Origin of the sequence: Buchnera aphidicola (Pseudoregma panicola) (assembly GCF_039376655.1) — a bacterium.
GTDB lineage: Bacteria > Pseudomonadota > Gammaproteobacteria > Enterobacterales > Enterobacteriaceae > Buchnera_G > Buchnera_G aphidicola_C.
The window spans coordinates 298,565-312,980 of record NZ_CP135000.1 but is presented as its reverse complement, the minus strand read 5'-3'; the positions used below and the strand labels follow the sequence as shown (position 1 = coordinate 312,980).

At 16.7% G+C, this 14,416-nt stretch carries 13 protein-coding genes; 3 read left to right on the top strand and 10 right to left on the bottom strand.

What is annotated here, in order from left to right; translation table 11 throughout:
* Window positions 1-7 precede the first annotated feature (7 nt).
* Window positions 8-604, bottom strand: a complete 597-nt coding sequence (locus RJT18_RS01480; RefSeq protein WP_343154681.1) for a YhgN family NAAT transporter — start codon at window positions 602-604, stop codon at window positions 8-10.
* A 322-nt stretch (window positions 605-926) separates the two neighbouring features.
* Here RJT18_RS01480 and asd point away from each other — a divergent pair, with 322 nt between their 5' ends.
* The gene (gene asd / locus RJT18_RS01475; protein WP_343154680.1) at window positions 927-2,054 is read left to right on the top strand and encodes an aspartate-semialdehyde dehydrogenase; all 1,128 of its coding nucleotides are present in this window, start codon (window positions 927-929) and stop codon (window positions 2,052-2,054) included.
* Between the two features lie 33 nt (window positions 2,055-2,087).
* Here the strand turns inward: asd and tusA are convergent, their stop codons facing one another.
* The 9 genes from tusA to prfB form a co-directional block, all read right to left on the bottom strand.
* Window positions 2,088-2,315, bottom strand: coding sequence for a sulfurtransferase TusA (gene tusA, locus RJT18_RS01470; RefSeq protein WP_343154679.1), 228 nt, complete (start codon window positions 2,313-2,315; stop codon window positions 2,088-2,090).
* A gap of 47 nt (window positions 2,316-2,362) precedes the next feature.
* Window positions 2,363-3,337: a hypothetical protein gene (locus RJT18_RS01465; protein WP_343154678.1), complete on the bottom strand. Its 975-nt coding sequence runs from the start codon at window positions 3,335-3,337 to the stop codon at window positions 2,363-2,365.
* 29 nt (window positions 3,338-3,366) lie between these two features.
* Window positions 3,367-5,901 carry a leucine--tRNA ligase gene (gene leuS / locus RJT18_RS01460; RefSeq protein ID WP_343154677.1) on the bottom strand — a complete coding sequence of 845 codons (2,535 nt, stop codon included), beginning with the start codon at window positions 5,899-5,901 and terminating at the stop codon, window positions 3,367-3,369.
* Window positions 5,902-5,938: 37 nt separating this feature from the next.
* A complete protein-coding gene (locus RJT18_RS01455; protein ID WP_343154676.1) occupies window positions 5,939-6,784 on the bottom strand; it encodes a transporter associated domain-containing protein in 846 nt (281 codons plus the stop codon).
* 81 nt (window positions 6,785-6,865) lie between these two features.
* Window positions 6,866-7,300, bottom strand: a complete 435-nt coding sequence (ybeY, locus tag RJT18_RS01450; protein ID WP_343154675.1) for an rRNA maturation RNase YbeY — start codon at window positions 7,298-7,300, stop codon at window positions 6,866-6,868.
* Between the two features lie 58 nt (window positions 7,301-7,358).
* Window positions 7,359-8,678 (bottom strand): tRNA (N6-isopentenyl adenosine(37)-C2)-methylthiotransferase MiaB, encoded by a 1,320-nt coding sequence (miaB, locus tag RJT18_RS01445; RefSeq protein ID WP_343154674.1) that lies wholly within the window; start codon window positions 8,676-8,678, stop codon window positions 7,359-7,361.
* A 103-nt stretch (window positions 8,679-8,781) separates the two neighbouring features.
* Window positions 8,782-10,029 carry a diaminopimelate decarboxylase gene (lysA, locus tag RJT18_RS01440; protein WP_343154673.1) on the bottom strand — a complete coding sequence of 416 codons (1,248 nt, stop codon included), beginning with the start codon at window positions 10,027-10,029 and terminating at the stop codon, window positions 8,782-8,784.
* A 46-nt stretch (window positions 10,030-10,075) separates the two neighbouring features.
* Window positions 10,076-11,548 carry a lysine--tRNA ligase gene (lysS, locus tag RJT18_RS01435; RefSeq protein WP_343154672.1) on the bottom strand — a complete coding sequence of 491 codons (1,473 nt, stop codon included), beginning with the start codon at window positions 11,546-11,548 and terminating at the stop codon, window positions 10,076-10,078.
* A gap of 2 nt (window positions 11,549-11,550) precedes the next feature.
* Window positions 11,551-12,647, bottom strand: a protein-coding gene (gene prfB / locus RJT18_RS01430; protein ID WP_343154965.1) for a peptide chain release factor 2 whose coding sequence is annotated in 2 segments (ribosomal slippage) — window positions 11,551-12,593 and window positions 12,593-12,647 — 1,098 coding nt in all. Because the reading frame shifts where the segments join, the coding sequence is not laid out codon by codon here.
* Window positions 12,648-12,801: 154 nt separating this feature from the next.
* Between prfB and RJT18_RS01425 the strand changes: the two genes are divergently transcribed.
* Together RJT18_RS01425 and gmk are read left to right on the top strand one after the other, a co-directional pair.
* A complete protein-coding gene (locus tag RJT18_RS01425; protein ID WP_343154671.1) occupies window positions 12,802-13,767 on the top strand; it encodes a hypothetical protein in 966 nt (321 codons plus the stop codon).
* 12 nt (window positions 13,768-13,779) lie between these two features.
* Window positions 13,780-14,415 (top strand): guanylate kinase, encoded by a 636-nt coding sequence (gene gmk, locus RJT18_RS01420; protein WP_343154670.1) that lies wholly within the window; start codon window positions 13,780-13,782, stop codon window positions 14,413-14,415.
* The last annotated feature ends 1 nt before the right edge of the window (window position 14,416 follow it).

Sequence of the window (14,416 nt, the reverse complement as noted above, 5' to 3'; positions counted from 1 at the left end):
ATAAATTTTATTTATAGAACCAAGATTTTATTCCATCTAAAAACATTTGTGTTGATATCATTATTAATATTAACCCCATAAGTTTTTCTAATGCATTTACTACATTTTTACCAAATAAATTTATAAAAATTTCTGCAGATAATAATATGAACAAGCTAAATGTCCAGGCTATTATTAACGGAATTATTAATATTAATTTTTGATTATAGTATTGATGTGATAAAAGTATTAATGTAGCTAATATAGAAGGACCAGCTATTAGTGGAACAGCCAATGGTACTAAAAATGGTTCATTTTTTGATGATATAGTTTTTTCTACATTATTATTTTCATTTGAAAAAATCATTTTTATGGCAATTAAAAATAAAATTATTCCACCAGATATAGACACTATTTGAGTTTTTAAATTTAAAAATGATAATATTTTTTCTCCAGAAAATAAAAATAACAGCATTATTATTAATGCTATAAACATTTCTCTTATTAATATTATTTTTTTTCTTTTTTTTTTAAATTTATTTAAAATAGACATAAAAATAGGAAGATTTCCTAATGGATCCATTATTAATATTAATAATATAGTATTAGAAATTATTTTATTCATTTTTTCCTTGTAAATTTAATAAATTAATAATTTCATTTTTTTTAATTATAATTTTATATATTTTATAAAATTTTTTAAAAAAAATATAATTTAATATATTTATACATTATTTTTTTTATTATAAAATAATATATATTATTTATTTTTAAAATTAAACATTTTTATTATTTTTTTTATTTATTAATTATTGCTCATAACATTATTTAATAAAAAATTATTTTTTATATTATTTATTATTTTTTTTAATAAACAAAATTTTCATTGTATTAATATTTTTTATATAATATTTTATTATAATAACATTGTTAAAGTTTGGGATAATATGAAAAAAAAAGTTGGTTTTGTAGGATGGAGAGGATTGGTTGGATCAGTGCTTTTAGATAGAATGATTTTAAAAAATGATTTATTAAAAATTAATATAAAATTTTTTACTACTTCTCAAGTTGGTCATAATGGTCCCAAAATAAATAATATAAAGTTTGGCATTTTAGAAAATGCATATGATTTACAAAAATTAATAGAAATGGATATTATATTAACTTGCCAAGGTAGTGAATATACTAAGAAAGTATATTTTAATTTAAAAAAATTAGGATGGAATGGTTTTTGGATAGATGCATCATCTTATCTTAGACAATATAATTATTCTGTAATAGTATTGGATCCTATTAATTATGATTTTATAAAAAAAAGTATAGAAAATGGATGTAAAACTTTTGTAGGTGGAAATTGTACTGTTAGTTTAATGTTAATGGCTTTAGGTGGTCTATTTTCTAAAAATTTAATAAAAAGTATTTTTGTGTCTACATATCAATCTGTATCAGGAGCTGGATCTAATTATATAAAAAATTTATTATTAGAGATGGGTTATTTACATAATAGTGTTAAAAATGATTTAAAAAAAAATAATTCTTCAATATTAAAAATAGAAAATATAGTAAGCAATTTGCTTAAATCAAAAAAAAATGTTAATAATATTTTTAATAATTTTCCTCCGTTAGCTGGTAATTTAATACCATGGATAGATGAAGATAATGGTAAAGGAAAAAGTAAGGAAGAAATTAAAGGAGAATTTGAAACTAATAAAATATTAAATTTATCTAAATCTAATAGAGTAATTATAGATAGTATATGTGTTAGAGTAGGTGTTTTTAGATGTCATAGTCAATCTTTTTTAATAAAGCTTAAAAAAACAATTAGTATTGAAGAAATAAAAAATATATTAATAAATCATAATAAGTGGGTAAATATAATAAGTAATAACAAAATTAATACTATTAAAAATTTAGTTCCTTCTATGGTATCTGGTACTTTAAATATATTGTTAGGAAGAATAAGAAGATCTTCTTTAGGAAGTAAATATATTACTATTTTTTCTATAGGAGATCAATTACTTTGGGGGGCTTCAGAACCTTTAAGAAGAATGTTAAGTATATTAACAAAATTATAAATTTTATTTTTTATATAAAAAATTTTTAATATATTATTTTTGCAATAAATATTTAAACGGAGTAAATTCTATGTAAAATTCTATTATTTTATGATTCATAAATGCGCAAAAATTAGGTATATCCCATTTAGTAGATGGATCATTAGATATTATTAATATTATTTCTTTTTTTTTCATAGTTCTAATTTTTTTTCTTAAAAAAATTATTGAATCAGGACATTTATATTTTCTTAAATCTAACACATTTTTATATATTTTCATTTTTATAAATTATTTTATGTAAAAATTAAAATTATATTTTTATTATATTATTTTTTTAGTATTAATAATAAAATTTTTATTTTTTTCCAAAAATTAGTTTTTTTATTTTTTTTAATTTCTATTTCCATAATAGTTATATATCTTATTATTTTGTACATTTTATTTTTAGATATTTTTATTAAAATATTTTTTTGTATTATGTTTTTATATTTATTTATTTCAATTTTATTAAAATTAATTTCATATTTTTTATTTTTATTATACATAATAATATTTATTATTTTTTTATAAAGTGTTTTTATAATTATTTCTATATTATATTTTTTTTTACATATTTTATTAATAATTTTTATAGAATTTTCTATTTTTTCCATAAAAAATAAATTTATTAAATTTATATAATCAAATTCTGGAAACACATTAATAATATTTGCTATATTTTTCGTATATATTTTACTTTTTTTATAAAATAATATTTTACATTGTTTTATTATATGTGTTAGTTCCATAAAATTGTTTCTATATATATTTAAAAGTAATGTTTTAGCATTTTCTGTTATTTTTATTTTTTTTTTTTTAAAGTTATATTCAATCCAATTTATTATGTCATTATATTTTCTTATATTACAATTTATTAATTTATATTCTTTTATATTTTTTAATATTTTGTTCAATATTTTAAAATTTTTTAGTTTAAATAAATTTATTATAATTATTATTTTTTGATTTATTATTTTTTTTGTTTTTTTTATAAACTTTATTATGCTGTTAAAAAAATTTTTTTTAAAAGTATTTATTGTTATAATTTTTTTATTATAAAAAAAGTTTTGATTTATTAAATTTTTAAAATTTTTTTCACATTCTACTGTTTCATTAATAAAAAATCCTATTTTTTTTGCTCTTTTTAATATTACATTTATAGATTCATTTATTAATACTATTTCATTTCCAACTATTATAAAAAACGAAATATTTTTTTTAAAGTTTATATTTATTTTTTTGTTAAAATATATTTTTTCCATATTTTTTTTTATTTAATTGTTTTATATTTTTATATTGTCAAAATATTTATTATTTTATTTTTTACAAATATTGTTTTTTTTATTTTAGTATTTTTTAAATATTTTTTTAAATTTTTTTTTTGCATTATAATTTTTAGTATTTTTTTTTCTTTTATATTTTTTTTTGCATTAATTATATATCTTTTCTTTCCATTTATTTGTACTATAATTTTACAAAAATTTTCTATAATTGATTTTTTATCAGGAGTAGGCCAACATTTTTTTTTTAGTTTATATAAAATATTAAATTTTTTAAAAATATAAAAAATTACATGTGGTATAAATGGATTTAATAATTTTAATATTATTAAAAAAGATTCTATTATTATTAACGAATTTTTTTTATTATTAAATTTTTCTATTTTTTTTACTATTTTCATTATTTCAGATATAGAATTATTAAAATATTTTTTTTTCTTCATATTTTTTGATATTTTAACTATAATATGATGTACTTTACTTCTAATTTTTTTTTGTTCTTCATTTAAACTATTATGATCTATTTTTGATATTTTATTTTTTTTTAATATTAAATTGCTTAAGATCCATATTTTTTTTATAAATTTATATGATCCATTTATTCCTTCACTTTTCCATTCTATTGAATTTTCCACAGGAGCTGAAAATGTAATAAATAATCTTAAAGAATCTGATCCATATTTTTTTATTATGTTTTTTGGTTCTATTCCATTATTTTTTGATTTTGACATTTTAGTCATTCCTAAATAATGTATTTTTTTTTTGTCTACTTTATTTATAATTTTTTTTATTTTTCCCTTTTTGTTTTTTATTATTTTTATTTTATCTTTTGATACCCATATTTTTTTTCCATTTGAAATTTTATAAAATGTTTCTGATAATACCATTCCTTGACATATTAAACTTTTTACGGGCTCATCAAATTTTATTATTTTTAGATCTTTTAATATTTTACAATAAATTCTGAAATATATAAGATGCATAGTTGCATGTTCTATTCCTCCAACATAAAAATCCACTGGAAGCCAATATTTAGAATCTTTAGGATTAACTATACCTTTTTTATATTTAGGACTAGCATATCTTATATAATACCATGAAGATTCTATAAAAGTATCAAAAGTATCTTTTTCCAATATACCTAATTTGCCATTTACTAATATTTTTCTTTTTTTATTATATTTTTTTCTAACATTTTTAAATATTATTGGTAATGTTTTTTTTGAAACACAAGATAATTTTTTGTTTTTCAAAGTTACTATAGGTATAGGACAACCCCAATATCTTTGTCTTGATATATTCCAGTCTTTTATTTTAAAAGTATTTTTTATATAAATTTTTGTAATTTTATTAAGTTTTTTTTTTATTATTTTAGTTGCTTTTTCGCTGCATAATCCATTTATTTTTTTGTATGAATTATATAGTATTCCTTTATATAAAATTGGTTTTTTATAAAATTCATTTTTTTCTTTTATAATATTTTTTATTACGAATTTAATTTTTATTTTATATTTTTTTGCAAAAAACCATTCTGACATATTATGAGCAGGACATGCTAATATAGATTTTTTTTTAAAATCTTTATCTAAAAAATAATTAGATATCCATATAGGAATTTTTTTATTTGTAATTGGATGTATTGCATTAAAATTTGTTTTATATGCAAAATTTATATTTTTTTTTTTTTTTTCATTACATTTTTCAAATATTTTTTTTATATTTATATTTTTTTTTATATTTTTTTTAATAAATTTTGATTTATAAAATAATAATATAAATGTTGCTCCACATATTGTATCTAATCTTGATATATATACAAAAATTTTATTATTATTTTTAATTTTAATTAATATTTTTATTTTTTTTTTATATCCTATCCATTTTTTTTGCATAGCAATTACTTTTTTTGGCCATTTTTTTAGATATTTCATATCTTCTAATAATCTTTTTGCATATTTTTTTGTTTTTATAAACCATTGATTCATTTTTTTCATTTTTACTTTATTATTACATCTCCAACATCTTTTATTTATAACTTGTTCATTAGCTAATACTGTTTTATCATTTTCACACCAATTTACTAATGATTTTTTTTTATATACAATTTTTTTTTTATATAATTTTATAAATATATATTGTTCCCACTTATAAAATTCAGGATCACATGTAGATATTTCTCTAGACCAATCATAACTAAATCCCATAGATTTTAATTGTTTTTTCATATTTTTTATATTTTTTAAAGTCCATTTATGAGGTTCTACATTATTTTTTATAGCCGCTTCTTCAGCTGGTAATCCAAATGAATCCCATCCTATTGGATGCAATACATTTTTATTTAACATTCTATTATATCTTGCAATTATATCGCTTATTGTATAATTTCTAATATGACCCATATGCAAATTTCCTGATGGATATGGAAACATAGATAAACAATAATATTTTTTTCTTTTTTTATCTGTGCAGACTTTAAAATATTTTTTTTTTTTCCAATATTTTTGAACACTATTTTCTATTTTTTTATGATCATATTGTTTTATCATATATTTTTATCTCTTTTAAAAAATAATTTTTATTTTTTTAATTTTTTATTTTTTTTATCTTCATTTTAATTATTCTTATACTATTTGTTTCTATTATTTTAAAATAGAAGTTTTTTGTTTGAATTTTTTCTCCTATTTTTGGTAATTTTCCAAAATATTTTAATATTAACCCTCCAATTGTATCTACTTCTGAATCTTTAAAATTAGTTTTAAAATATGAGTTAAAATCTGAAATTTTTGTTAGTCCTTTTACTATAAAATTTTTATTTTTTTTTTTTATTATGTTAGATTTATTAATATTATTAAATTTGTATTTTATTTCTCCTATTATAAGTTTTAATATGTCTTTTATTGTAATTAATCCAGATACTGTTCCAAATTCATCTATTACTATTGCCATATGCAGTTTTTTAGATTTAAGTTCATATAGAGCTATATCTACATATTTACTTTCTGGTATTATTATTAAAGGCTTTAATATTTTTTTTATAGAAAATCTTTTTTTTTTATTTTTTATGAAAGGTATAAAATCTTTAATTGTAACAAATCCTTTTATTTTTTTTTTTTTATTAATAACTGGAAATTTTGAATGATAAGACTTAAATATTATTTCTAAACATTCATATAAATTATTTTCTGATTTTATAGTTACCATTTGTAATTTTGGAACCATTACTTCTTTTACTCTTTTTTTTGTTGTTTGAATTACTTTTTCTAATATATTTCTAGTATTTTTACTTATTAATGAATTTTTTTCAAAATTTTTTATTAATAATATTAGTTCATCTCTATTTTTAGGTTCTTCATAAAATAGTTGCTTTCTAAAAATGTTTAGAAATCCTTTTTTATTTTTTTTTTCTTTATTTTTTTCTTTATAATTCATTTTATTATTTTATTTTATAATAAAACATTTTTTTATATATTATATATTAATAAAATATAAAATGTTATTGGTAATAATTATTTAATAAAAATTTTTATATCCTAATTTATACATTATTTTTTTTTCTAATTTTTTAATTTTTAAATTTTTTGAATTATTGTTATAAAGTAAATGCAACGCTCCATGTATTATAATGCTAGCCCAATAAGAAAGTAATGTTTTTTTTTTTTGTAATGATTCTTCATATATAATTTGATTACAAATTATTATTTCTCCTATAAAATTGTTTTTTAAACAATGTGTTTTTTTGTATGCAAATGTTAATATATTAGTTGGATAATTTTTATCTTTATATTTAAAATTAAGTTTTTTCATTTCACTTTTTTTTATCATAACAATATTTAGTTCTACTTTTTTTTTAAATATTGACTTTAACCATGTTAGTATTTTTTTCTTTTTAGGATAAAAATGTTTTGCTTTATATTTTTTTTTAATATTTATTTTTATTATAGACATTATTTTTCCAAATTTTTTATATTGTTTTTAATTAAAAAAATTTTTTTTATAAATATTTTTAATCTACCATTTTTCCTTCAAAATATTTTTTCTTCATTTTTGTAATTTCTACTTTTACTATTTTTCCTATTTTGTTTTCAGAACCACTAAAACATACTGTTCTGTTATTTTCTGTAGTTCCTATTAGTTTTTTTGATAATTTTTCATGTTTTTTATGAACTAATATATTTTGTATTGTGCCTATAGTTCTTCTATTCCATTGATTTTTTTTATATAAAAGAATTTTTTGTATTTTATATAATCTTTCTTTTTTTTCTTGTAATGTAACATTGTCTAACATTGTACTTGCAATAGTATTAGGTCTTTTAGAATATATAAAACTAAAACTATTATCAAAATTTATTTCAGATATTATTTTTAATGTTTTTTCAAAATCTTTTTTAGTTTCTCCAGGAAATCCTATTATAAAATCTGAACTTATTTTCATATTTGGTCTTATTTTTAATATTTTTTTTATAATTTTTTTATATCTTTCTACATTATATCCTCTTTTCATTAATTTTAAAATTTTGTTTGAACCACTTTGTATAGGTAAATGTAAAAAATCTACTAATTTAGGTATTTTTTTATATGAATCTATAATTTTATTACTAAAATCTTTAGGATGGCTTGTAATAAATCTTATTCTTTTAATTTCATCTATTTCAGAAATTTTATATAATAATTTTGAAAATGTATATGTATAAATTTTATTTTTATAAAAATAAGAGTTTACATTCTGTCCTAATAGAGTGATTTCTTTTATATTATTTTTTACCATATTTTTTATTTCTAATATTATATCTTTATGAGATCTACTTATTTCTTTTCCTCTAGTGTTAGGAACTATACAGAAAGTACATTTTTTATTACATCCCTCCATTATGGTTATATATGCACTTAAATTTTTTTGCTTATAAAATGTATTTACATTAAATTTTTTTACTGTTTTTAATTGTGTATTTATTAGTACATTTTTATTTTTTTTTTTTTCATATATCATTTTTGGTAATTTATGTATTGTTTGAGTTCCAAATATAATATCTACATAAGGAGCTCTTTTGTATATTTTTTTTTCTTCTTGATTTGCGACGCATCCACCAACCGCTATTATTATTTTGGGATTTTTTTTTTTTAATGTCTTCCATCTTCCTAATTGATGAAACAATTTTTCTTGAGATTTTTCTCTTATTGAACATGTATTTAATATTAATATGTCTGCTTTTTTATATTCTGTTGTATTCTTACAATTTATTTTTTTCTCTAGAATGTTTTTTATAATAAACGAATCATATTCGTTCATTTGACATCCCCATGTTTTTATATATATTTTTTTCATATTTTTATTTTATATTTAATGGTTTTGTTTAAATTTTTATTGTTTTTATTTTATAAATTTTATATTTTAATATAAAAATTTTGTACATTTTTATAATATATTTTTATTTAATTTTTTCTAGTTTTATTAAATCTTTTATTTTTTGACTTTTTCGTATCATTTTAATTTTATTTTTTTTTGTTAATAAAAATTCTTTTATAAATGGTCTACTATTATAATTAGATGACATAGAAGATCCATATGCTCCTACATCATGAAATAATAAATTATCTCCAATAGAAATTTTTGGTAAATCTCTTGTTTCTATGTCTCCATTTTTTTTAACAGTAAAAATGTCTCCAGATTCGCATAATGGTCCTGATATTACAACTTTTTCAGTTTTTTTAAAATCTATTTTTTTATTATTTTTTTTTATTATAGATATTTTATGATAACTTCCATACATAACTGGTCTTATTAGATCATTAAATCCAACATTTACTAATATAAATTTATACTTTCTAGTTTTTTTAATTGCTCTAACTTCAGATATTAAAAATCCTGATTTTGCCATTAAAAATCTTCCAGGTTCTGTTTCCAATATAATTTTTTTATTTATATGTTTTTCTACTTCTTTTTTTGCTTTTATCCATTTTTTAATATATTTTTTTATATTTATTTTTTTTTCAGTTTTCTTATATGGAACTGATATTCCTCCTCCTGAAGATATTATATTTATTTTTTTATTTATTTTTATTATTTTTTTTTTCATATATTTGCATATTTTTTTTAAATTGTTTAAATTTATTCCTGACCCAGCATGTATATGAAATCCTAATAGTTTTAACCTATATTTTTTAACCTTTTTAATTGCATCATTTATATTCCATATACCATGTTTACTATTTTCTCCTCCTGTATTAGTTTTTTTACTATGTCCATATCCAAATTTAGGATTTATTCTTAACCATATTTTATGTCCTGGAGAAATTTTCCCTATTTGCTTTATCATATCTGTAGATCCTATGTTTACAGTAATATTTAATTTTTTTATTTTTAATAAAGTTTTTTTTTCAAATATATCTGAAGTAAAAACTATTTCATCATTTTTTGCTGAAAAACCAGATTCTATAGCTCTTTCTATTTCTCCTAATGAAATAGCATCTATTTTTAAATTATTTTTTTTCATTATTTTTAATATGTTTATATTGGAACAAGATTTTTGTGCATATCTTATTACATCAAATTTTTTTAATTTTTTTATTTGTTTTAAAATAGTTCTTTCTTCATATATCCAAAAAGGTTCTGTGTTTTTTTTTATAATTTTTTTTATTGCATAAAATATATTTTTTTTACACATTTTTTTTTTCATTTTTTTATTTGTCTCTATTTTTTAATTTTTATTTTTTAAATAATTTTTAATTTTTTAAAGATGGGAAAAAAATTATATCTCTAATATTTTTAGAATTTGTTAATAACATTATTAATCTATCTATTCCAATACCAATTCCAGAAGTAGGAGGTAATCCATATTCTAATGCTTTTATATATTCTTTATCATAAAAATTTTTACTTGTATTTTTTTCTTTAATTTGTTTTTTAAATCTTTTTTTTTGATCTATAGGATCATTTAATTCTGAAAATCCATTGCTAATTTCCATTCCAGATATAAATAATTCAAATCTTTCAGTTAAATTTTTAGAATTTTTTTTTCTTCTAGCTAATGGTGATGTTTCTACAGGATAATTAGTAATAAATGTAGGTTGTATAATATTTTTTTCTACAGTATGTTCAAATATTTTTATTATTATTTTGTCTATATTGTAATATTTTTTTATTTTTATTTTTTTATTTATTGCTATTTTTTTTATATTTTTTATTTTTTTAATATCATTAGCTTTTATATCTTTATTAAATTTTAAAATTGCTTTTGTAATTGTCATCTTATTAAATTTTTTTTTAAAAATTATTTTTTTATTATTGTATATAATAGAATTTTTTATTTTTATTTTTTTAAATATATATTTAAATAGTTTTTCTATTAATTTCATCATATATTTATAGTTAGAATATGCTGAATATGCTTCTATCATAGTAAATTCAGGATTATGTTTATTTGATATTCCTTCGTTTCTAAAGTTTTTACTTATTTCAAATATTTTTTCAAAACCTCCTATAATAAGTTTTTTTAAATATAATTCTGGAGATATTCTTAAATACATTTTTTTTTTAAGTTTATTATGATGTGTTATAAATGGTTTAGCTGAAGCTCCTCCTGGTATATTTTGAATTATTGGAGTTTCTACTTCTATAAATTTTTTTTTATAAAAAAAATTTCTTATTAAGAATATTATTTTAGATCTTATTAAAAATTTTTTTATAGATTTTTTATTAGTTATTAGATCTAAATATCTGTTTCTATAACATTTTTCTTTGTCTAATAAACCATAAAAACTATTAGGAATTGGTCTTAGTGTTTTATTTAATAGTTTTAATTTTTTACATTTTATTGTTATTTCTTTTGTTTTAGTTTCAAAAACTGTTCCATATATTCCTATTATGTCTCCTATGTTCCATTTTTTAAAATGATTTTTATAAAATTTTTTTTTTATATATTTTTGTGAAATATATAATTGAATTTTACCACTCATGTCTTTTATTTCACAAAAAGATGCTTTTCCCATAATTCTAATTTTAATTATTCTTCCAGATATTTTTATTTTTTCATTTTTTATATTTTTTTTTTCTTTATTTTTATATCTTTTTATTATTTTTTTGCATGTAGTGTTTGGATGAAAATTATTTGGATAAATAAAATTATATTTTTTTATATATTTTATATTATTTTTTTTTATTTCTAACATTTGTATATTTTTTTTTTCTTTTATCATTTTTAAATTCCTAATTTTAAAGTTTTTTTTATGAATTTTTCTAAATTTCCATTTAGTACTGATTGTATATCATTTGTTTCTATTCCTGTTCTAATATCTTTTACTTTAGAAATGTCTAAAATATAAGATCTAATTTGTTTACTCCAAGTAATTTTAGATTTTTTTTCTTCTATTTTTTTTTTTTTCTTTTTGTTGTTCTCTATTTCTAAATTATATAATTTACATTCCATTTGTTTTATTGCTTTTTCTTTGTTTTTATGCTGTGATCTATAATTTTGACATTGTGTAACTAAATTTGTTGGTATATGAGTTATTCTAACAGCAGATTCTGTTTTGTTAACATGTTGACCTCCTGCTCCAGAGGATCTGTATACATCTATTTTAATATCAGAATATGATATTCTTGATTTTATTTTTTTTTTTATTTCTGGATATACGTATATAGAAGCAAAAGATGTATGTCTTTTTCCTGTAGAATTAAATGGACTTTTTCTAACTAATCTATGTATTCCAGTTTCTGTTCTAAACCAACCAAATGCAAAATTTCCTGATATATGAACAGTAGAAGATTTTATTCCAGCTATTTCTCCTCTTGATTCTGATATTATTTTAGTTTTAAAATTTTTTTTTTGAGCCCATTTTAAATACATTTTTAATAACATATTTGTCCAATCTTGTGATTCTATTCCTCCAGATCCTGATTGAAGATCTAAATAACAATTTAATCTATCATATTTTTTATAAAACATTTTATAAAATTCTATTTCTTTTGTTACTTTTTCTATTTCTTTTATTTCTTTATTTATATCTTTTAATATTTCATAGCTTTTTAATTGTTTTGAAAGTTTTATTAGATCTATAAGATATTTTATTTTTATAAAATTTTTTTTTATAGGATTAATTTTATTTTCTATTTTTTTTTTATTTTTTTTTAACTTCAACATTAATTTAGTATTTTTCCATATTTTTTCTTTTTTTAAATTATGTTTTATATTATTTAATTTTTTTTCTTCTTCATAATATTTTATTATATTTTTTAAATTTTTATTTTTTTTTTTATTCTTTTTATTTTATTTTCTATTTTTAATATTTCCATAATTTTCCTATTATATACTTTTTGTATATGATATAATTAATTTTAATTTTTTTAATAATGTATAAAAATATTTTTATATAAATTATTTTATTTTAAAAGTATTTTTTATATTTTTTTTATTAAAAATAAAATAAATATATTTTTTTAAGGATTTTTTTTGGAAAAAAATTTTTTTTCATATTATTTTAATAAACTTTTTTATCATACTAAACCAATATTAATGAATTTAAAAAATATTTCTATAACTTTTATTTCAGGAAAAGATAGAAAAGAATATTTACAAAATCAATTTACAAATGATTTAAATATATTAAAAAAAAACAAATATAGTTATGGTACATGTTGTAATATAAAAGGTAAAATAATAAGTATATTTTTAATTTTTGATTATTTTAATAATAGTTATGCTTGTCTGCATAGAAATAGTATTTCTAAAATACAATTTGATGAAATTAAAAAATATTCTGAATTTTCTAAAGTTGATATTTTAATAAAAAAAAAAATAAAAATTTTTGGTATTTTTGGAAAAAAATCTAAAACTTTATTAGAAAAATGTTTTAAAATATCTTTTAATAAATTTAATGTAATAAAAAAAAATAATTTTATTTTTTTAAAAATAGATAATGAAATAGAAAGATTCATAATTATTGTTTCTAATAAAGAAGTTGATTTTTTTAAAAAAAAATTTTTTAAAAAATTTAAAATAAAGAAATGTATAGCATGGGATTTTATATCAATGAAGTTTGGATTTCCAATATTAGAAATAGAAAATTGTAAAAAATTTAATCCAATTTCTTTAAATTTAGAAAAGTTTAATGCTTTAAGTTTTAATAAAGGTTGTTATAAGGGTCAAGAAATTTTATCTAAAATAAAATATAAGAATTTTAATAAAAAAAAAATATTTTTAATATATAGTATTTCAAAAAAAAAACCAATAATAGGATCTAGAGTTTTTAAAATTTTAAATAATGATTTGATTTTTTTTGGAACAGTTTTGTTTTCTATTAAAATAAAAAATTTTGTTTTAGTTCAATGTATTTTTAATAATTTTGTTGATGAAAAAGTTTTATTTAAAATAGAAAATATTAAAAAAAGTATATTTTTTTTAAAAAATTTTATATAAAATATTAATTATATGAAAAATAATAAAAATTATGGTACATGTTTTATCTTTTCAGCACCTAGCGGTACCGGTAAATCTAGTTTATTACAAAATTTTATTAGTAAGAATATTTTAAATAATATATTTTTATCTATTTCTTATACTACTAGATTAAAAAGAAAAAAAGAAATAGATAAAATACATTATAATTTTGTTTCTAAAAAAATTTTTAAAAATATGATTAATAAAAAAAAATTTGTAGAATATTCAAAAGTTTTTAATAATTATTATGGTACTAATTTTAATACATTATATGAAAATATTATTATAGGTAGAGATATATTTTTAGATATTGATTATAAAGGTGCTTGTCAAATAAAAAAAAAAATTAAATTCGCTAAAAGTATTTTTATATTACCTCCTTCTAAAATAGAGATAATAAAAAGATTAAAACTTAGAAATCAAGATAGTACAATAAATATAATAAATAGAATGAAAAATTTTTCTAAAGAAATAAAAAATTATAAAAAATATGATTATTTAATCATTAATGATGATTTTAATAAAACATTAAAAAATATTAAAATAATAATAAAATCTGAAAGATTAAAAACTATTCATAATAAATATAAATATTCTAGATTATTGAATAACTTACTTAATAAGTAGT